Genomic DNA, 19,212 nt, shown 5'->3' on the forward strand with positions numbered 1-19,212 from the left:
TGCGCGGGGAGCAGGGGACTCCCGGCCCCGCCGGGTGTTGGCAGGCGGGTCCATCCCCGCGTGCGCGGGGAGCGGCTCGGGATGGCGTGGCCGCTCATCCTCGGCGCGGGTCCATCCCCGCGTGCGCGGGGAGCGGGCCAGACGCGGCTTGGCCGGCCGTAGCGGTCGGGGTCCATCCCCGCGTGCGCGGGGAGCGGGCTTGCTGACCTCGGGGTTTACCCGCGAGGGGCGCCGTTCTGAGCAACTTTCAAAGAAACGGACATTTCCCCTCCCCCTGTTCGACGGCACCCACCCACGATACGTGGACGGGACCTCGCCGGGCACCGTCAGCGACCGTCCCAGGCACCGTCCCGGAAGGGTGCCGGACTCGACTGGTCGACCGCTCCTCGTACCCCAACTCCGAGGGCGCCGTCCGAGTAAGTCCCGGTACGCAGTGGGGAGTTGGCGTGGGACACCTGGCAAGTCCCCGTACGGGGTTGCCGTGCGAGACCCGCCGGTACCGAACACCGTGCTGGCTCAGGCGTGTTCGGGGTGCCAGGGGGCGCCGTCTCGGGTGGGGCGGGCGTCGGCGGAGAGGCGGAGGGTGTGGACGGGGTCGCCGGCGAGGGTGGTGTGGCCGAGGTAGTGGTGTCCGGTCATGTGGCACCAGGCGGGCAGGTCCAGCCAGGCGGCGGGGTCGGTGGTGATGACGTGGACGACGGTGCCGGGCGGAGCCTCGGCGATCCGTGCCCGCAGCCTCAGCAGGAGGGTCACGCACAGCAGTCCGGTGCCGTCGACGGTGAGATCGGCGGAGGGCGGGGGCGGGTCGGCGGCGTTCGTCAACGGCGGGCGGTGAGGGCGATGGCGGGCAGGAGGGCGAGGGAGAGGAGCCCGCCGACCAGGGCCAGCACGGGGAACCCGGCTGCGGCGACCACGAGGCCCGAGGTCATGCCCCCGGTGGCGCCGGCCAGAGCGATGGACACGTCGACCGTGCCCTGTGTCTTGGCGCGTACGGCGAGGGGGACGGTGTCGGTGATGATCGCCGTACCGGACACCAGGCCGAAGTTCCAGCCGAGCCCGAGCAGGATCAGGGCGAGCGCGACGAGCGCGACCGACCCGCCCGGGGCGGCGGCGCCGACCACCCCGGCGGCCAGGAGCGTGACGCCGGAGGCGGCGGCGATGGTCATGCGGCCGTAGCGGTCGACGAGCCAGCCGGTGAGGGGGGACGGCAGGTACATGGCCGCCACGTGGAGGGCGATGACGAGGCCGGAGGCGGCGGTTCCGTGGCCGTGGTCGTGCATGTGGACCGGGGTCATCGTCATGATCGCGACCATCACCAGCTGGGTGAGGACCATGACCAGGGCGCCGAGTACCACCCCGCTGCGGCCTTCGCGTACGTCCGAGGGCTCGCCGTTCCTCTCGATGGTGGGGGCCGGGGTGTCCTCCTCGGCGAGTTCGCGGGCCAGCAGGAGGGGGTCGGGGCGGAGCCAGAGGGTGAGGGCCAGGGCGGCGAGGGCGTAGGCGGCCCCGGCGAGGAGGAAGGGGCCGGCCAGGTGGGGCAGGCCGAGGGTTTCGGCGAGGGAGCCGGTGGGGGCGGTGAGGTTGGGGCCCGCGACGCCGCCGAGGGTGGTCGCGACCAGGACGCGGGAGACCGCCCGTCCACGGTGGTCGGGGGTGGCGAGGTCGGCGCCGGCGTAGCGGGCCTGGAGATTGGTGGCGGTACCGGCCCCGTAGACCAGGAGGAAGAAGAAGAGGAGTACGGGTTGGTCCCACGCCGCCGCGACGATGACCCCGGCGGCTCCGAGGGCGCCCGTGAGGTAGCCGATGGCGAGCCCGGGGCGTCGACCGCGAGCCTGCGAGACCCGTCCGACGACGACGGCGGCGAGGGCGGAGCCGGCGGTGAACAGGGCGCTGGGCAGGCCGGCCAGGCTGGTGGAGCCGAGCATGTCCTGGGCCAGCAGCGCGCCGACGGTGATACCGGCCGCGAGACCGGCGCCGCTGAGCACCTGGGAGATGACCAGTACCCGCAGGATCCGGCGTTGCACGGTCGCGGTGTCGGTCGTGGAGGCGGGGCTGTCGGCGGCGGTACTGGTCATGTGTGTTCCGTGGGGTGTCGAGCGGCCCGACAGGGCCGGACGCGGCTGGTGTGTGGTGGCTGGTCGTGACCCGCGAGGGGTAACGCCGGGAGGCTTTCCGGCCGTCGGGGTGGAGGCCGTCGGGTGCGGTCGCCGGTCAGGCGGGGTCGGGACGTGGAGGGCTCGCCGGGGTGGAGGCGCGTACCGCGACCGGGGTGTCCGGCGCCTCCGGGTACGCGGTGGCCGCCCGGACCAGCGCGGTCGCCGCGATCGCGATGTCCTCCTCGGTGGTCCAGCGCCCCAGCGACAACCGGAGCGCCCCGGACGCCCGGTCGTCGGGCAGCCCCATGGCGGTGAGCGCCGGGGACGGGGTACGGGTGCCCTCGTGGCAGGCCGAACCGGTGGAGGCGGCGATCTCGGGGACGGCGTCGAGGAGTTCGTGCCCCAGAACCCCCTCGATGCCGAGGTTGAGGGTGTTGGGCAGCCGCTGCCGAGCGGGGCCGTTCAGCCGGACCCGGCCGGGCAGTCCGGTGTCGAGTCGACGGTGGAGGTCGTCCCGCAGGGCGGTGAGCCGTTCCCAGGAGCCGGCGGCGAGTTCGGTGGCCGCGAGTCGCGCGGCGGTGCCGAGGGCGACCGCCAGGGCGACGTTCTCGGTACCGGCCCGCAGGCCGTTCTCCTGGCCTCCGCCGTAGGTGACCGGTTCCAGTCGTACGCCCTCGCGCACGTACAGCGCGGCCACGCCCTTCGGGGCGTACATCTTGTGGCCCACCACGGTGAGCAGGTCGACCCCGAGCGCCTTCACGTCGATGGGGATCTTGCCCACGGCCTGCGCCGCGTCGCAGTGGAACAGGGCGCCGAACTCGTGGGCCAGGGCGGCGAGTTCGGCGACCGGCTGGAGGGTGCCGGTCTCGTTGTTGGCCGCCATGACCGAGACCAGTACCGTCTCGTGGGTGAGCGCGGCGCCCAACGCGGCCGGGTCCACCAACCCTTCCTCGTCGACGGGCAGTACCGTCACCCGCGCCCCGTGCAGCCGCTCCAGTACGCGGCAACTCTCCAGGATCGCCGGATGTTCGGTGACCTGGGTGACCACGTGCGGCCGGGGGGCGCCGGAGGCGAGGACGGCGCCGCGTGTCGCGAGCAGATCGGCCTCCGAACCCGACGCGGTGAAGACGATCTCGCCCGGCTCGGCCCCGACGAGCACGGCGACCTCCGTACGGGCGCCGGCCAACGCGCGGCGGGGTTCGGCGCCGTAGAGGTGGCCGCTGGAAGGGTTGCCGAAATAGCCGGTCAGATGAGGGAGCATCGCCTCGGTCACCCGGGGGTCAACCGGGGTGGTGGCGTTGTAGTCGAGGTACACCGGCCCGCCGCGCAGGGCCGGATGTATCCGGTGCCCGTCGTCGGCCGCCCCGTTCACGCCGGTTCCGACACGTCGACGGGAAGGTCCGACAGCCGCCACTCCACCATGCCGTCGTTGAGCCGGATCGCCCGGCGGCCGTGGTCGTTCAGCAGCCGTACCGCCTCGTAGGCCATCACGCAGTACTCCCCCCGGCAGTACACGACCACCTCGGCGTCCTCGGACAGTTCACTGATCCGGTCGGCCAGTTCCCGGATCGGGATGGAGACCGCGCCGGGGATGTGGCCGGCGGCGAACTCCTCGGCCGGACGTACGTCCAGCAGTACGACGTCCCCCGCGCCCACGCGTTCCCGCAGCTCTTCCCTCGTCATCGCGGCCGTCCCACCGTCACCGAGGTAGGCGTCACGGGCGGTGGAGACGCCGGCCTGATGGGTCTCGGCCACCTTGCGCAGCAGTACGAACAGCCGGGCCACGTCGTCGCCGGCCAACCGGTAGTGGACCCGCACGCCCTCCCTGCGGGTGGCGACGAAACCGGCCTGCTTCAGAATCTGGAGGTGCGCCGAGGCGGTGGTCAGGTTGAGCCCGGCCGCCTTCGCCAGTACGTCAACGGTCCGCTCCCCCTGAGCCAGCAGGTCGAGCAACTCCAGCCGCTTACCGCTGGCCAGCGCCTTCCCACTGGCGGCGAAAGCCTCGTACAGTCGCGCCTTCGCCTCGCGCGTCGTCTCCATGGATTCCTTCCTCCAGAATTCCATGGATTACCGTACTCCCGCCCACCACCGAACAGCCACCCCCTCCAGCCACGTGCACCCCACCCCCATCCCGGGCGGGACAGCCCGGGGTTGGCGGCCAGCCCACCTCACCTCGCCCCCGGGGCGTGCCGGGGGCGAGGGGCGTCGTGGTGCGGCCTCGGGCACGGCCGGGGCCATCCCCGCGTACGCGGGGAGCAGGCGAGCGGCGTGCCGCTCTACGAGCAGATCGGGGGTCCATCCCCGCGCGTGCGGGGAGCAGCGGCCATCAGAACTCACCCTCCTCGCCGGTTGGGGACCATCCCCGCGCGTGCGGGGAGCAGCCGACATTACCCGAGGCGTTGCACCCCGGGCAGGGACCATCCCCGCGCGTGCGGGGAGCAGGAAGGGCCGCATCACCTGGTGGTGACCGTTCGGAGACCATCCCCGCGCGTGCGGGGAGCAGCGGCCTGAACTCCGTCCGGGACATGCAGTGCTTAGACCATCCCCGCGCGTGCGGGGAGCAGCTTCGGTCGGGGTCGGCTCCCGTCCCCGCCCGGAGACCATCCCCGCGCGTGCGGGGAGCAGTCGACCAAAGGGGCGCAGGGATTGTGTCCGTGGAGACCATCCCCGCGCGTGCGGGGAGCAGACCGCGGCGGCGAGGCCCCCTCCCGCAGTCCAGAGACCATCCCCGCGCGTGCGGGGAGCAGACTTCCGTTGACAGTCAGGTGAGGTGGGCGGCGAGACCATCCCCGCGCGTGCGGGGAGCAGCCGGTCGGCCAGCGGGGTCCACCTGGCCACCGGAGACCATCCCCGCGCGTGCGGGGAGCAGGATCTGGCTCGGGATGCCCTCGCCCACCGTCGGAGACCATCCCCGCGCGTGCGGGGAGCAGTCACTAGGGCCGCGCGGGCTCTGGGGCGGTTCGAGACCATCCCCGCGCGTGCGGGGAGCAGGCCGCAGGTGGCCCGGGGAGTGGTCCTCAATAGAGACCATCCCCGCGCGTGCGGGGAGCAGTGTGGTCGAAGCCTTCTGTGCGCAGGTGGGGGGAGACCATCCCCGCGCGTGCGGGGAGCAGACTTGCTGGCCTGGGGGTTTACCCGCGAGAGGCACCCTCCCGAGCAACTTTCAAAGAAACGGACATTTCCCCTCCCCCCGTTCGACGGCACCCACCCACGATACGTGGACGCCCCCAGCAGTCCCGCCCCTCACGCCCGCCCCCCAGGCCACGTGACACGGCCACCTCGCCACCCGACAACCTCCCCCACCGACCAGTGGGCGCCGTACAGGTCACCGGCCAAGTCAAAGTCCCGCCAGGGGAGTTGCTCACCCACCGTCGTCACCAGCCGGGTGTCAGCGACGTAGAACGGCGTCGACGCAGCCCTGCACCCACTTCGGGGACTCGGCGTCCTGACCGTCACTCGCCCCGTGCTCGACGCACTCCTGCTCGGCAAGTTCGGCGTACGAGGAGACGTCACCGCCCGGATACGGGCCGTCGAACACGTGGGTGGTGAGGATCGCCTCCCGTTCCCCGTACGCGTGGCCCCGCCCGTACACGTACTGCTCGTACACCACGAACACGGCGGCGACCAGGCACAGGGTCGCGCCCACCCCGGCGCACCACCACACCGTGGAGGACACCCTCCGCAGGCGCACCCCCACTCCCCCGGCGATCCCGCCCAACATCCCCATCACTGCCGTCCCGCCCCCGGTCCTCGATGCCTCCCTCACGGATACACCACCCCGGCCTCGGAACGCGGAGGGCCCCCACCCCATAGCGGGGTGGGGGCCCGGTCTCGCTCGACGAAGCGGGGACGAACGACGACTACTGCCGTTCCTCTTCGTTCACTTCGCCGTCAGGCTCCGGCGGGGCCTCCCCTTCCGCGATCTCTCCGTAGTACTGAGGGATGCGGTCGCCTCGGGACTTGGCGATGCGGAGGAGGTCACGGAGGGCGTCCCGCAGCGGTTCGACGAGGAACAGCAACTCCTCCTCGTCCGGCTCGGGTTCGGCCAGGATCTCGTTGGCGTACTCCAGACACTCACGCCCGTTGTCGATCTGCTCGGCCTCCACGTAGTCCGCCTTGCGAGAGACGTATCCCCGAGTACGGCCCTCCTTGAGATAACAGGGGCGGCCGGCGGTGTCGGTCCACGGAAGCAGCCGAAGGTTGGCGCTGACAGGCGGGCTCTGCTGGGCATCCACGCCGCTCACACCCTTCCCGCGACGGCCGGCCGTCGAGCGGCCCGGGCCTCCATACGGTCCCGGCAACCGACGTGTCCCCTACCGGGCCCCTGAGCCAGCCGCATCGCGACGATGAGCACCGGCTCCTCAGCCCAGTGCCCACAGGAGTCGCAGGGGGCGGGAGGGATAGCGGACTGTCGTGTGTGTTCCCTGTCGGGCAAACTTGGCACTGCATCTCTCCTTGAGAGGTGGAGCCGCCCTCGCTGGGTCTTCCTGCCAGGGATCGCGCCCAGATCGGGGGCGGCGTTCAAGTACGGCCGGCGAACGGCCGCGTGGTCGATGAGTCGTCACACCAAAAGCCTGGTGGACGAGGCACGAGGTCGAGGCGGCACGCCACGCCGCTTCTCTGAGCTGGCGAAGGCGGGTCCCTACCGGCTCTCTCGGGAAGAGCCCGACAACGCGACAGCACGCCGCCCGAACGCGCCGAGGTTCCGTCTCCATCCCAGACCCGCGAACCCACGATCGACACGGGACCTCCGTGAACACCCCCGCCGCAGCACCCTTTCCGGGCACCTTCGCCTGGGTCGAACGAGGCGATCTCGAACGAGGACATACGCCACCCCTTGACTTCGCACAATCACCGCGCGTGAACATCTCTAGAGAACAACACATCTCTAGAGTCGTCAAGAACCGCGACGAGAGCCTGTTCACACGGCCTGAACTCCGTCCGGGACATGCAGTGCTTGTTCCTCTAGGGTTGTCTAGAGATCAGAGAGGAGGGTGAGTTCTGATGGCCGACGAGGGCGGGAAGCGCCAGCCGAAGTACCAGTCGATCGCGGACGACCTGCGCGGGGCGATCGAGGCCGGCGACTACGGCCCCGGCGACCGGCTGCCGGGCGAGAACGACCTCATGTCCCGGTACGGGGTCGCCCGTATGACAGCGCGTCAGGCGATCGGTGTGCTGCAGAACGAGGGGTTGACCGAGGCGAGGAAGGGCGCCGGCGTCTACGTCCGGGACTTCCGCCCCCTGCGACGGCAGGGCATCAGTCGGCTCTCCGCCCAGCAGTGGGGCAGCGGCCGGTCGATCTGGTCCGCCGACCTCGGGGAGCGGAACCTTGAGGTGGATCACGTCGAGGTCCGCGAGAACGAGGTGCCCGAGCGGATCAGTCCCGTCCTGGACGTCGAACCGGGGAGCGCGGTGTGCGTGCGTAGTCGTCGCTTCGTGCTCGACGGCAAGCCGGTCCTGCTGTCCACCAGCTACCTTCCCGCGACGCTCGTCGCCGGCTCGCCGATCCTGGAGGAGGACACCGGCCCCGGCGGTACGTACGCGCGGCTCGACGACCTCGGCCACAAGCCCGTGCGGTTCCGCGAGGAGGTCCGCTCGCGGATGCCGACCCAGGCGGAGGTCGACGCGCTGCGGCTCTCCCCCGGTACGCCGGTCGTGCTGATCTGCCGCACGGCCTTCGAGGAGGGCGGCAAGCCGGTGGAGGTCAACGAGATGGTCCTCGACTCGGCGTCGTACATCCTGGAGTACGCCTTCGACGCCTGAGGTGGGGGGCCCGCCCCCCGGAGGCGGCACGGGCCCGCGCCGTACCGACCGCGCACCGGTAGCCCCGGACGGGCCCCCTGGCGCGGGCCGGCCGCTCGGCGATGTCGCTGGACTGGTGGGGGGCGGGGGGCGTGGCTAGCCTTTGGCGGTACCACCCGTCCCTGATCTCCCCGGCACACCTCCCGTCACGCAGTCGGCCAAGGGGGCCCCGAAGTGAACACCAGCCTGAGCCAAGCCGCCGGTCCGACCGAGCCGCCCCTGAAGGAGGTGACCATCGGCGCGGACCTGCTGGCCACGGTGGAGCGGTACGGAGAGCGGGAGGCGCTGGTGGAGTGCGCCACCGGCCGGCGCTGGACCTACCGGGAGTTCCTGGACGCGGTGGACACCGTCGCCCTGGGCCTGCGCGACCTGGGGGTGCGAGCCGGGGACCGGGTGGGGATCTGGGCGCCGAACTGCGCCGAGTGGACCCTCACGCAGTACGCCTCCGCCCGGCTGGGCGCGATCCTGGTGACCCTCAACCCCTCCTACCGCACCCACGAGGTGGCCTACGCGCTGCGCCAGTCCGGTGTGCGCACCGTGGTGGCCACCCCCTCGTTCAAGACCTCCGACTACGCGGGGATGCTGGACCAGGTGCGGGGGGAGTGTCCCGAGCTGACCGACGTGGTGCTGATCGGTGAGGCGTCCTGGGAACGGCTGCTGGAGGCCGGACGGGCCAGTGACAGGTCCGAACTGGAGCGCATCGAGGCGGGGTTGCGGCCGACCGACCCCATCAACATCCAGTACACCTCCGGGACCACCGGCTTCCCCAAGGGCGCGACCCTCTCCCACCGCAACATCCTCAACAACGGTTACTTCGTGGGGGAGTTGCTGCACTACACCGAGGCCGACCGGATCTGCATCCCGGTGCCCTTCTACCACTGCTTCGGGATGGTCATGGGCAACCTCGCGGCCACCACCCACGGGGCGGCCATGGTGATCCCGGCGCCCGCCTTCGACCCCGAGGCCACCCTCGCCGCCGTGGCCGAGGAGGCGTGCACCTCGCTGTACGGGGTGCCAACCATGTTCATCGCGCTGCTCAACAGTCCCCGGTTCGACGAGAGCGGGTTCGCCACCGTACGCACCGGCATCATGGCCGGCTCGCCGTGTCCGGTGGAGGTGATGCGGCAGGTCATCGACCGGATGGGGATCACGGAGGTCTCCATCTGCTACGGGATGACGGAGACCTCGCCGGTGTCCATGCAGACCCGGACCGACGACAGCCTGGACCGTCGGGTGAGCACCGTGGGGCGGCCCGGCCCCCACATCGAGGTCAAGATCGTGGACCCGCACAGCGGCGAGGTGGTTCCGCACGGGGTGACCGGGGAGTTCTGCACCCGGGGCTACTCGGTGATGCTGGGGTACTGGGAGGAGCCGGAGAAGACCGCCGAGGCCCTGGACGACGAGGGCTGGATGCACACCGGGGACCTGGCGGTGATGGACGCCGAGGGGTACGCCAACATCACCGGCCGGATCAAGGACATGGTGATCCGGGGCGGGGAGAACCTCTACCCCCGGGAGATCGAGGAGTACCTGCTCACCCACCCCGACATCCTGGACGTCCAGGTGATCGGCGTGCCCGACGCCAGGTACGGGGAGGAGCTGATGGCCTGGGTACGGATGCGGCCGGGCAGCGAGCCCCTGGACACGGACCGGGTGCGGGACTTCTGCGAGGGCAGCCTCTCCCGGCACAAGATCCCCCGCTACGTCCACGTGGTGGAGGAGTTCCCGATGACCGTCACCGGCAAGGTGCGCAAGGTGCAGATGCGGCAGGAGGCGGTGGAACTGCTCGGTCTCCAGGACGAGGCGGCGGTACGCCACGCCTGAGCACCGGTACGCCCCCGCCCGAGGCCGCTCCCCCGCGTACGGCCGCCCCCGGTGATCGGTGCGGTCACCCGGGGTGGCCGGTGGTCACCCCCGTACGCTCGCCTCGGTGGCGGGGGCCTCCGTGTCGCGGGTGCCCCCGGAGTCCAGGAAGTGGCTCAGCGGAAGGGTGGCCGCCCCGACGGTCACCGCGTCGGTGCCCAGCCGCCCCAGTTCCACCGTGGCCCGGGCGGCGGGGTACCGCAGGGCGTAGCGCTCGGTCATCTCCCGTACGCGGGGCAGGAGTTGGGGTCCCATCAGCAGGCCGGCCCAGCCGGCCAGCACGATCCGCTCGGGGTTGAACAGGTTGACCAGGTCGGCGATGCCGGCCCCCAGGTACTCGGCCGTCTCCTCCAGCACCGCGCCGGCCACGGTGTCGCCGCTGTCCAGCAGGGCGGCGAGCGCCTCCTCCTCGTCCGCCCCGCCGGGGTCGCCGCCGGCCTCCCGCCACCGGTCGAGGACCGCCTCCGCCCCCACGTAGGCCTCCAGGCATCCGCGCGACCCGCACCGGCACTGCCTCCCCCGCAGGTGCAAAGTGGTGTGCCCCCACTCGCCGGCACCCCGGGCGGCACCTCCGTAGGCGCTGCCGTCGGTGATGACGCAACTGCCCACCCCGGAGCCGATCAGCGCGATCACCGCGTTCTGGGCGCCCTGTCCGGCGCCGAACCACATCTCGGCCTGCCCCAGGGTCTTCGCTCCGTTGCTGACGAACAGTGGCACGTCCGTGCCCGGTGGGGCGACTCCCCGGAGCAGTGCCTCCAACGGCACCGCCTCCCAGCCGATGGTCTGGCCGTGCACCACCGCGCCACCCTGTGCCGGGTCGTACTCGACGATGCCCGGTACGCCGATACCCACCCCGAGGAGGCCGGTGGCCTCCGGGCTCGCCCCCCGGACGGCGTCCAGGCCCTCGGCGATCAGCCGTACCACCTGGTCCACGTCGTGTCCGCCGTCCTTCAACGGGTATTCGGCGCGGGCGAGTTCGGTGAGGGCTATGTCAAAGAGTTCAACGCGCACCCGGGTCTCCCCCACGTCCACCCCGATCAGTGACCCGGCGCCCGGTGCGACCCTCAGCAGGGTGCGCGGACGGCCACCGTCGGAACCGACCAGCCCGGCTTCCTCCAGCAGCCCCTCGGTCAGCAGCTGACCGGTCACGTTGCTGATCGAGGCCGAACTGAGACCGGTGGCCGGCCCCAGCTCCAGGCGGCTGAGGGGACCGTCGAAATACAGCCGGCGCAGCACCGACGACCGGTTGACCCGGCGCAGGTCGCGCACGGTCCGCCCACGTCCACCAGCCATGCCCACTCCCTTGCCCGAGGCCCGCGTTCGGCCCGTCACCGGGGGAACCGACCGCTGCGCGATGTCTTGACAGTGCTCCGCGCGCCCACTTTACTCACGCTCCAAGTTAAGTCTTGTGTTCAAGCTCTGAACATCCTTCGTGTGAGGAACCCGGGCCGCTGAAGGGGGACTCACACCCGCCTCCCGGAGGGGCCACCACGACCATGCGCAGATTCCGCGTCACCGCAGCCGTCGCACTGACCACCGCCCTGACCGCCACCCTCGCCGCCGGCTGCGGTGGGGGGACGACGGGCGACGAGGCCAACAACGACAACCCCAAGGAACTCACCTACTGGGCGACCAACCAGGGGACCAGTCTCCAGCACGACAAGAAGGTCCTCACCCCGGAACTGAAGAAGTTCGAGAAGCAGACCGGGATCAAGGTCAAGCTGGAAGTCATCCCCTGGTCAAGCCTGTTGGACCGGATTCTCGCCGCCGCCTCCTCCGGTCAGGGACCGGACGTGCTCAACATCGGCAACACCTGGTCCTCCTCCCTCCAGAAGAGCGGGGCGCTCCTCCCCTTCGACAAGAAGACCTTCGACAAGGTCGGCGGCCGGGACCGCTTCACGCCCTCCGCCATCGCCGCCACCGGTGCCAAGGACAAGGACCCGGCCGCCGTACCGCTGTACTCGCTGACCTACGCGCTCTACTACAACAAGAAGATGTTCAAGGACGCCGGCATCGACAAGCCGCCGACAACCTGGGACCAGCTGGTCAGCGACGGCAAGAAGCTCACCAAGGACGGCAAGTACGGCCTCGCCCTGGAGGGCGGGGACCCGGTGGAGAACTCCCACCACGCCTTCGTCTTCGCCAAGCAGCACGGCAGCGACTTCTTCGACGCCGAGGGCAACCCCACCTTCGACACCCCCGGCAACGTCAAGGGCATCAAGCAGTACGTCGACTTCGTCGCCAAGGACAGGATCTCCTCCGAGGGCAACGCCGAGTACGCCCAGCGCCAGTCGGTGAAGGACTTCGCCACCGGCAAGGCCGGGATGCTGCTGTGGCAGGCCGCCCGTACCTCGCTGCTGTCCCACGGGATGAAGTCCGACGAGTACGGCATCGCCCCGGTGCCCTTCCAGACCGCCGAGCCCGCCAAGGGCCGCGACGTCAACTCCATGGTCGCCGGCATCAACATCTCCGTCTTCAACAACACCGACAACCTCGACGGGTCGTTGAAGTTCGTGAAGTTCATGACCTCCGACAAGGAACAGGAGGCCCTCAACAAGACCTACGGCTCCCTGTCCCCCCTGACCACCGCCAAGCAGAACGCCTCCGGCAACCCGGACGAACCGGTGCTGCGCCAGGTGCTCACCGACAACGCGGCGCCGCTGCCCCAGGTTCCCAACGAGTCCAAGTTCGAGACCCTGGTGGGCACCGCGATGAAGGAACTGTTCGCCGACGCCGCCGCCGGCAAGAAGGTCACCACCCAGGCCGTGCGGGACCGACTGGCCAAGGCCCAGCAGCAGATGCGGAAGTGACGCCGGGATGAGGACGACGACCCGCGCGTCGGAACAGCCGGGTGAGGCCGCGTCACCGGGGAGGGCGCAGGCCTCCCCGCGTGACGCGGCACCGGACGACCCCCCGCCCCCCGGGCGCGGCACCCCGCGCTCCCGCCCCCGCTGGGAGCGGATCCGACGTGGCGGACTGCCCTACCTGCTGCTGCTCCCGGCCCTGTTGCTGGAGTTGCTGATCCACATCGTGCCGATGTTCATCGGCATCGTGATGGCCTTCAAGGACCTCACCCAGGAGTACATCCGGCGCTGGGGCGAGGCCCCCTGGGCCGGGTTGGACAACTTCCAGGTGGCCGTCGACTTCGACGCCCCGGTCGGCCAGGAACTCCTGCGCTCCTTCGGCGTCACCTGCGCCTTCACGGTGCTCGCGGTGGGCCTGTCCTGGCTGCTGGGGGTGACCGCCGCCATCCTGATGCAGGACACCTTCCGTGGCCGGGGGCTGCTGCGGGCGCTGTTCCTCACCCCGTACGCGCTGCCGGTCTACGCGGCGGTGATCACCTGGTCCTTCCTGCTGCAACGGGACAACGGGCTGGTCAACCACGTGATCCACGACCAGTTGGGGCTGACCGACTCCCCGCCGTTCTGGCTGGTGGGGGACAACAGCTTCTACTCGCTGGTCGTCGTCTCGGTCTGGCGCACCTGGCCGTTCGCCTTCCTCATGCTCACCGCCGCGCTCCAGAACATCCCCAAGGAGATCTACGAGGCGGCCCAGGTCGACGGAGCGGGCATCTGGCAGCAGATCCGCAAGATCACCCTCCCCTCCCTGCGCCCGGTCAACCAGGTGCTGGTGCTGGTGCTGTTCCTGTGGACCTTCAACGACTTCAACGTGCCCTACGTGCTGTTCGGCAAGTCGGCGCCGGAGGCGGCCAACCTCATCTCCATCCACATCTACGAGTCCTCGTTCGTCACCTGGAACTTCGGCTCCGGTTCGGCCATGTCCGTCCTGCTGCTGCTGTTCCTGCTGCTGGTGACGGCCGTCTACCTGTTGCTCACCAACCGGGGAAGGAAGGACGCCGATGCCTAGCGCGACCAGACCCCTGCGCTCCCCCACGGCGCGGCCCCCGTCCTTCGTCTGGACGCGCCGGATCGTGCTCACCCTGCTGACCCTGTTCGCGGTGACCCCGCTGTACGTCATGGTCAGCAGCTCGCTGAAGCCCCTGGAGGGGGTCACCGGCTCGTTCCGCTGGATCCCCTCCGAGCTGACCGTCCAGCCGTACCTGGACATCTGGGAGACCGTGCCCCTGGGCCGGTACTTCACCAACTCCCTGATCGTCGCCGGGGCGGCCACCGTCTGCTCGGTGATCATCGCGGTGTTCGCCGCCTACGCGGTCAGCCGCTACCGCTTCCGGGGCCGGCGGACCTTCACCATCACCGTGCTGTCCACCCAGATGTTCCCCGGCATCCTGTTCCTGCTGCCGCTGTTCCTGATCTTCGTGAACCTCGGCAACCTCACCGGGATCGCCCTGTACGGCTCCCGGGGCGGGCTGATCCTCACCTACATGACGTTCACCCTGCCGCTGTCCATCTGGATGCTGGTCGGCTACTTCGACTCGCTCCCCCGCGACCTGGACGAGGCCGCGCAGGTGGACGGCTGCGGACCGCTGGGCGCCCTGTTCCGGGTGGTCGTCCCGGCGGCCACCCCCGGCATCGTCGCGGTCACCATCTACTCCTTCATGACCGCCTGGGGAGAGGTGCTGTTCGCCTCGGTCATGACCAACGACGCCACCCGCACCCTGTCCATCGGGCTGCAGGGCTACGCCAACCAGACCGAGGTCTACTGGAACCAGGTCATGGCCGCGTCGCTGGTCGTCAGCCTGCCGATCGTCGCGGGCTTCCTGCTGCTCCAGCGCTATCTGGTCGCCGGCCTGACCGCCGGAGCCGTCAAGTGACCCCTGTGGAAAGGAACTTCGTGCCCACCACGCCTTCCGACCCCCGCTTCCTGGACACCCTGCCCGACGACTTCCTGTGGGGAACCGCCACCGCCTCGTACCAGATCGAGGGCGCCGTGCACGAGGACGGCCGCTCCCCGTCCATCTGGGACACCTTCTCCCACACCCCCGGCAAGGTGGCCAACGGCGACACCGGCGACGTGGCCTGCGACCACTACCACCGCTGGCCCGAGGACCTGCGGCTGATGCGCGAACTCGGCGTGGACGCCTACCGGTTCTCGCTGGCCTGGCCCCGCGTGGTCCCCGGCGGCGACGGACCGGTCAACAAGGCCGGGCTGGACTTCTACGACCGCCTCACCGACGCCCTGCTGGAAGCGGGCGTCACCCCCTTCCCGACCCTGTACCACTGGGACCTGCCCCAGGTCCTCCAGGACCGTGGCGGGTGGCCCGCCCGGGAGACCGCCGAGCACTTCGCCGCCTACGCCAGCGCGGTGGCCGAACGCCTCGGCGACCGCGTCCAGCACTGGGCCACCCTCAACGAGCCGCTGTGCTCCGCCTGGATCGGCCACTACGAGGGCAAGATGGCCCCCGGGATCACCGACATCCAGCAGGCCGTCAACGCCTCGTACCACCTCCACCTCGGACACGGACTGGCCGTGGCGGCCATCCGCGCCGCCGTACCCCGCGCCCAGGTCGGCATCGTCAACAACCTCGCCCACTGCGAGGCGGCCACCGACCGCCCCGAGGACCTGGCCGCCGCCCGCCGTATGGACGGCCACATCAACCGCTGGTGGATGGACCCCCTGCACGGCCGGGGCTACCCCCAGGACATGCTCGACCTGTACGGGGCCCAACTCCCCGAGAAGCCGGGTGACCTGGACACCATCGCCGCCCCTCTGGACTGGCTGGGCCTCAACTACTACTTCCGCAACGTGGTCGTCGACGACCCCGACGGCCCGTTCCCCCGCGCACGCGGCGCGGAACCGGCCGACGCCCGACGCACCGCCATGGGCTGGGAGGTCCACGCCCCCGGCCTGACCCGGACGCTGCGGCGGATGAGCGAGGACTACGGGGCCCGCCGCATCCACGTCACCGAGAACGGCTCCGCCTACCCCGACGTGATCGGCCCCGACGGCCAGATCGACGACCCCGAGCGGGTGCGCTACCTGGAGGAGCACCTCGCCGCCTGCGCCGACGCCGTCGCCCAGGGAGTCCCGCTGGCCGGCTACTTCGCCTGGTCCCTGCTGGACAACTTCGAGTGGGCCTACGGCTACGACAAGCGCTTCGGCCTGGTACACGTCGACTACGAGACCCAGAAGCGCACCGTCAAGGGCAGCGGCCGACGGTACGCCGACATCATCCGCCGCCACCGCGACCGGGCGCCCCGCGCCGCCTGACCCACCCCCAGGAACGTCGAGGGGCGCGCCGCCGCGCGGAGCTTGCCGGCCCCGCCGGCGGCGCGCCCCCGACCCCGGCCCCTTCTCGGAAACACTCTCGGAAAAGCGCCGCCTCACCAGCCTCCGGGCGTCACAGGTCTGCCCGTCCCCCGGGCACACGGCGGCCCCGGATCGTGTCCCACCGGACCGCGCACCCGCGAAGTCCCGCGCCCCCGCGCCCCGTTCCCGCCCGGCCCACCGAGCGCACCGTGGGGCGCGGCACGCGACGGGCGCACCGCGACGAAGGAGCCGCCCATGTCCTCCGAGCCCCGCCGCCCCGCACGAGAGAGAGGCCCCTCCCTTGGCCGCCGACGCCTCCTCACCCTGGCCGCCGCGATGACCGCGGCCGGCGTTCCCCCGCTGTTCCAGCCGGCCCACGCCCGACCCCGCGCCGGTACCGCCACCGTCCACTGGACCTCCGAGTCCACCGCCCCGGGTTACGCCCCCGGCGACGGCCGATGGTACGAGGACCCGGCCACCGGCCTGGAACAGGTCGCCCACCGGCTCAGCCCCCAGGAACCCGTACCGGTCACCGACCCCGGCGAGGCCCACGGGCAGCTGATCACCGTGGAACCGTCCGCGCGCCGCCAGACCGTCCTCGGCATCGGCTCCTCCACCGAGGAGTCCACGGTGCACAACCTGTCGCGGATGAGCCCCTCGGCCCGTTCGGCGGTGCTGCGCGCCCTGTACCACCCCACCGAGGGCGCCGGCTTCAACCTCACCCGTATCTGCTTCGGCACCTCGGACTTCACCGCCGAGGAGTTCTACACCTACGCCGACGAGCCCGACCCCGAGCTGTCCCGGTTCTCCATCCAGCGCGACATCGACCTCGACATCGTCGCCACCCTCCGCGAGGCCCTCAGCCTCAACCCCGCACTGAAGGTCACGGCGACGCCCTGGAGCGCCCCGCCCTGGATGAAGGACAGCGGCACCCTGGTGGGCGGCGCCCTGCTGGACGAGCACGTCCCCACCTTCGCCCGCTACCACCGGCTCGCGGTGCAGGCGTACCAGGAACAGGGCATCCCCCTCCATGCGGTGACCCCGCAGAACGAACCCGGCTTCGTCCCCGAGGACTACCCCGGGATGAAGGTCACCCCCGACCAGGAACGCCGGCTGATCGAGGCGATGCGCCGGGAGTTCGACGCGCACGGGCTGGACACCCGGATCTGGTGCTTCGACTGGAACTTCGCCCCCGCCGCCGAGCACCTCGCCACCACCCTGGGGGTTCCCGGCGCGTACACCGACGCCTACCGCGCCAGCCAGGCCATCGCCCTGCACGACTACGAGGGCGAGCCCGCCGACATGTCCGCCCTCCGACGGACCTACCCCGACCTGGACGTGCTGCTGAACGAACGGATGGTGTGGGGCACCGAGGGGGCGGACCGGATCGCCCAGTACTTCCGGCACGACGCCACCGCCTACCAGGCGTGGGTCACCATGCTCGACCGGAACATCGCCCCCGAACAGTGGACCGGGGTGCCCGACCCCACCCCGCTGGTGCAGGACCCCGACCACCCCGACACCTACTGGGCACTGCCGGAGTACCACCTGATCGCCCAGTACTCCCGCTTCGTCGGGCGGGGCAGCGTACGAGTGGAGAGCGACGCGGGAGACGCCAACACCCTCACCAACGTCGCCTTCGCCGGGCCGGACCAGACCCTCACCGTGGTGGTGATCAACCAGACCGGGCGGGACAGGGAGTTCACCCTCCGCACCCCGCGACAGCAGCTCAGCCACACCCTGCCGGCCAAGACCGTGGGCACCTACGTCTGGCGGTCCTAGGCCGCGTCGTTCGGATCACCACGGGGCGCGCGTGCGCCGCGCCGTGGAGGTAGGTTGCTGAGAGTCGCTGTCGCCGAGGCGCCGCGTCGGCCTCCTCCGCCTCGCGTTGTCCCACGGCCCACCCCGGGCACGCCCGGCCCACCGGTACCGCGTACGCGGGCCCGCCCCGTCGGGAGCACCCCACGACCGGGGCGGGTGTACGGCACGGCCGGCGGGCGTGACCTCGGCCCGGACCACCCGATGTGGTGACCGGCGCCTTCGCACGGCGAGGCGTACGAGGGCGGCGGCCGGGGGGGGGCGGCCCCCCCCCCCCGGGGGGGGGGGGGGCGGGGGCGGGCCCGCGGGGCTGCGCGCCGGGATACCGGGGTTGTTCTGGGTGTTGATGCCCAACTTGGCGGCGTAGGTGGAGGCCACCAGCTTGCCCAGCGCCGGGTAGGCGCCCAGCGGCTCGCTGACCGCGCAACCGGCCTCCGTACCGGCGGACTCCAACAGTCCCTCCGGCACCTCCGGGCCGATCAGACAGGGGGCCACCGCCAACTGCTGGGAACCCGAGGCGCGCAGTTGCTCGGCGATACGCGAGACGGCGCCCTCCTCGTCCAGGGCGGCGGCCAGCACCGGCACCGCCAGCCGGGCCGCCAGCAGCATCCCGGTGATCCCGGCGGCCTGCACCGCCTCCTCGCCACCCATGGTGGCCAGGATGATGCCGTCAGCGGCCGTCGCCACGGTGAACAGCCGGGCCCGGTCCGCCCGAGCCAGACCCGCCTCCGACAGCTTCACGTGCACCGCCTCGGCCAGCAGCGGGTGCGGCCCGAGCACGTCGGTCAGCTCCGCGCCCGAGGCGCTGTTGAGCACCGACTGCCGGATCGACCGCATCTGCGCGGCGTCCGGCCCGGCCAGCAGCGGCACCACCACGGCGGCCGGCCCCTGCGGCTCCGGCACGGGCTCGCGTTGCTCCTCCAGCTCCTCGGGAAGCAGCCCGGGGAAGCTGGACAGCCCGGAACGGGGCGCCGTCTGCTCCTCGGCGCAGCGCGCCAGGGTGCTCTCCAACTGCGGGAACTCCTGGCCGTCGCCCTCCACGAAAGCGACCCGGGCGTCCAGTCCGGGCAGCTCGGAACGGGCGATGCTGGCCACTTCCTCCGTCAGCGACAGCGAGGCCGGGGAGGGCTTGCCGGGAACCGCGAGCACCAGGGCGGGCGCGTCGTCCGGAGCGACAACCGGCTCCGGCCGACGGTGCCGGCCGGGCTTGCGCGGGCGCGGCATACGAACGGGGAGGCTTGACTCAGGTGACTCGGGACCAGTGGGGGTGCTCATGCGGTCGCATGGTAATGCCTTTGGGGCATCCCTCGCGCGGTCGGGGGCGCCTAAGCTCACCACTCCAGGTCCGGCCCTCCTCGTACCGTTGCCGACCCAGGGCGCACGGCCTCTCCACACGCCCGCTCGCCCGCCCCCGAGCGGGTCTGCACGCGGGTCCCCGGGCCCCCCCGAACGGCCGGCCCACCAG

At 71.5% G+C, this 19,212-nt stretch carries 14 protein-coding genes, 1 pseudogene and 2 CRISPR repeat arrays (1 of these 17 running past the window's edge); of the genes and pseudogenes, 7 read left to right on the forward strand and 8 right to left on the reverse strand.

Features of this window, described 5'->3' with window-relative positions:
• Positions 1-197: a CRISPR direct-repeat array (repeat unit 29 nt); it begins 564 nt to the left of the window's first position.
• 319 nt (positions 198-516) lie between these two features.
• The 6 genes from ABZT14_RS21950 to ABZT14_RS21975 all read right to left on the reverse strand — a co-directional run bounded on the left by ABZT14_RS21950 (position 517) and on the right by ABZT14_RS21975 (position 6,331).
• Positions 517-822 (reverse strand): sulfurtransferase TusA family protein, encoded by a 306-nt coding sequence (locus ABZT14_RS21950; protein ID WP_356305352.1) that lies wholly within the window; start codon positions 820-822, stop codon positions 517-519.
• The gene (locus ABZT14_RS21955; RefSeq protein ID WP_356305354.1) at positions 819-2,075 is read right to left on the reverse strand and encodes an MFS transporter; all 1,257 of its coding nucleotides are present in this window, start codon (positions 2,073-2,075) and stop codon (positions 819-821) included. The genes ABZT14_RS21950 and ABZT14_RS21955 overlap by 4 nt, the downstream gene beginning before the upstream one ends.
• 136 nt (positions 2,076-2,211) lie before the next feature.
• Positions 2,212-3,468, reverse strand: coding sequence for a cysteine desulfurase family protein (locus ABZT14_RS21960; RefSeq protein ID WP_356305356.1), 1,257 nt, complete (start codon positions 3,466-3,468; stop codon positions 2,212-2,214).
• On the reverse strand, positions 3,465-4,136 hold the full coding sequence (locus ABZT14_RS21965) for a metalloregulator ArsR/SmtB family transcription factor (protein WP_356305358.1): 672 nt from the start codon (positions 4,134-4,136) through the stop codon (positions 3,465-3,467). The genes ABZT14_RS21960 and ABZT14_RS21965 overlap by 4 nt, the downstream gene beginning before the upstream one ends.
• A gap of 192 nt (positions 4,137-4,328) precedes the next feature.
• A CRISPR array of direct repeats spans positions 4,329-5,209; the repeat unit is 27 nt; unit sequence GACCATCCCCGCGCGTGCGGGGAGCAG.
• Positions 5,210-5,484: 275 nt separating this feature from the next.
• Positions 5,485-5,862 (reverse strand): hypothetical protein, encoded by a 378-nt coding sequence (locus ABZT14_RS21970; RefSeq protein WP_356305360.1) that lies wholly within the window; start codon positions 5,860-5,862, stop codon positions 5,485-5,487.
• Between the two features lie 94 nt (positions 5,863-5,956).
• Positions 5,957-6,331: a hypothetical protein gene (locus ABZT14_RS21975; RefSeq protein ID WP_356305362.1), complete on the reverse strand. Its 375-nt coding sequence runs from the start codon at positions 6,329-6,331 to the stop codon at positions 5,957-5,959.
• Positions 6,332-7,100: 769 nt separating this feature from the next.
• Here ABZT14_RS21975 and ABZT14_RS21980 point away from each other — a divergent pair.
• Positions 7,101-7,859 (forward strand): GntR family transcriptional regulator, encoded by a 759-nt coding sequence (locus ABZT14_RS21980; protein ID WP_356305364.1) that lies wholly within the window; start codon positions 7,101-7,103, stop codon positions 7,857-7,859.
• A gap of 213 nt (positions 7,860-8,072) precedes the next feature.
• Positions 8,073-9,722, forward strand: coding sequence for an AMP-binding protein (locus ABZT14_RS21985; protein WP_356305366.1), 1,650 nt, complete (start codon positions 8,073-8,075; stop codon positions 9,720-9,722).
• Positions 9,723-9,806: 84 nt separating this feature from the next.
• On the opposite strand, the gene ABZT14_RS21990 is transcribed toward ABZT14_RS21985, so the two are convergent.
• Positions 9,807-11,054 (reverse strand): ROK family transcriptional regulator, encoded by a 1,248-nt coding sequence (locus ABZT14_RS21990; protein ID WP_356305368.1) that lies wholly within the window; start codon positions 11,052-11,054, stop codon positions 9,807-9,809.
• A 203-nt stretch (positions 11,055-11,257) separates the two neighbouring features.
• On the opposite strand from ABZT14_RS21990, the gene ABZT14_RS21995 reads away from it, so the two are divergent.
• The 5 genes from ABZT14_RS21995 to ABZT14_RS22015 all read left to right on the forward strand — a co-directional run bounded on the left by ABZT14_RS21995 (position 11,258) and on the right by ABZT14_RS22015 (position 17,711).
• Positions 11,258-12,571: a sugar ABC transporter substrate-binding protein gene (locus tag ABZT14_RS21995; RefSeq protein ID WP_356305370.1), complete on the forward strand. Its 1,314-nt coding sequence runs from the start codon at positions 11,258-11,260 to the stop codon at positions 12,569-12,571.
• Positions 12,572-12,578: 7 nt separating this feature from the next.
• On the forward strand, positions 12,579-13,628 hold the full coding sequence (locus ABZT14_RS22000) for a sugar ABC transporter permease (RefSeq protein WP_356305372.1): 1,050 nt from the start codon (positions 12,579-12,581) through the stop codon (positions 13,626-13,628).
• Positions 13,621-14,493 (forward strand): carbohydrate ABC transporter permease, encoded by an 873-nt coding sequence (locus tag ABZT14_RS22005; protein ID WP_356305374.1) that lies wholly within the window; start codon positions 13,621-13,623, stop codon positions 14,491-14,493. The genes ABZT14_RS22000 and ABZT14_RS22005 overlap by 8 nt, the downstream gene beginning before the upstream one ends.
• A gap of 20 nt (positions 14,494-14,513) precedes the next feature.
• Positions 14,514-15,890 carry a GH1 family beta-glucosidase gene (locus tag ABZT14_RS22010; RefSeq protein ID WP_356305376.1) on the forward strand — a complete coding sequence of 459 codons (1,377 nt, stop codon included), beginning with the start codon at positions 14,514-14,516 and terminating at the stop codon, positions 15,888-15,890.
• Positions 15,891-16,184: 294 nt separating this feature from the next.
• Positions 16,185-17,711, forward strand: coding sequence for a glycoside hydrolase family 30 beta sandwich domain-containing protein (locus tag ABZT14_RS22015; protein WP_356305378.1), 1,527 nt, complete (start codon positions 16,185-16,187; stop codon positions 17,709-17,711).
• Positions 17,712-18,092: 381 nt separating this feature from the next.
• Here the strand turns inward: ABZT14_RS22015 and ABZT14_RS22020 are convergent.
• Positions 18,093-19,022, reverse strand: a pseudogene (locus tag ABZT14_RS22020) (hypothetical protein); the annotation flags it as partial.
• Positions 19,023-19,212 lie beyond the last annotated feature (190 nt).

Source organism: Streptomyces sp. NPDC005438 (genome assembly GCF_040606315.1).
Classification (GTDB): domain Bacteria; phylum Actinomycetota; class Actinomycetes; order Streptomycetales; family Streptomycetaceae; genus Streptomyces.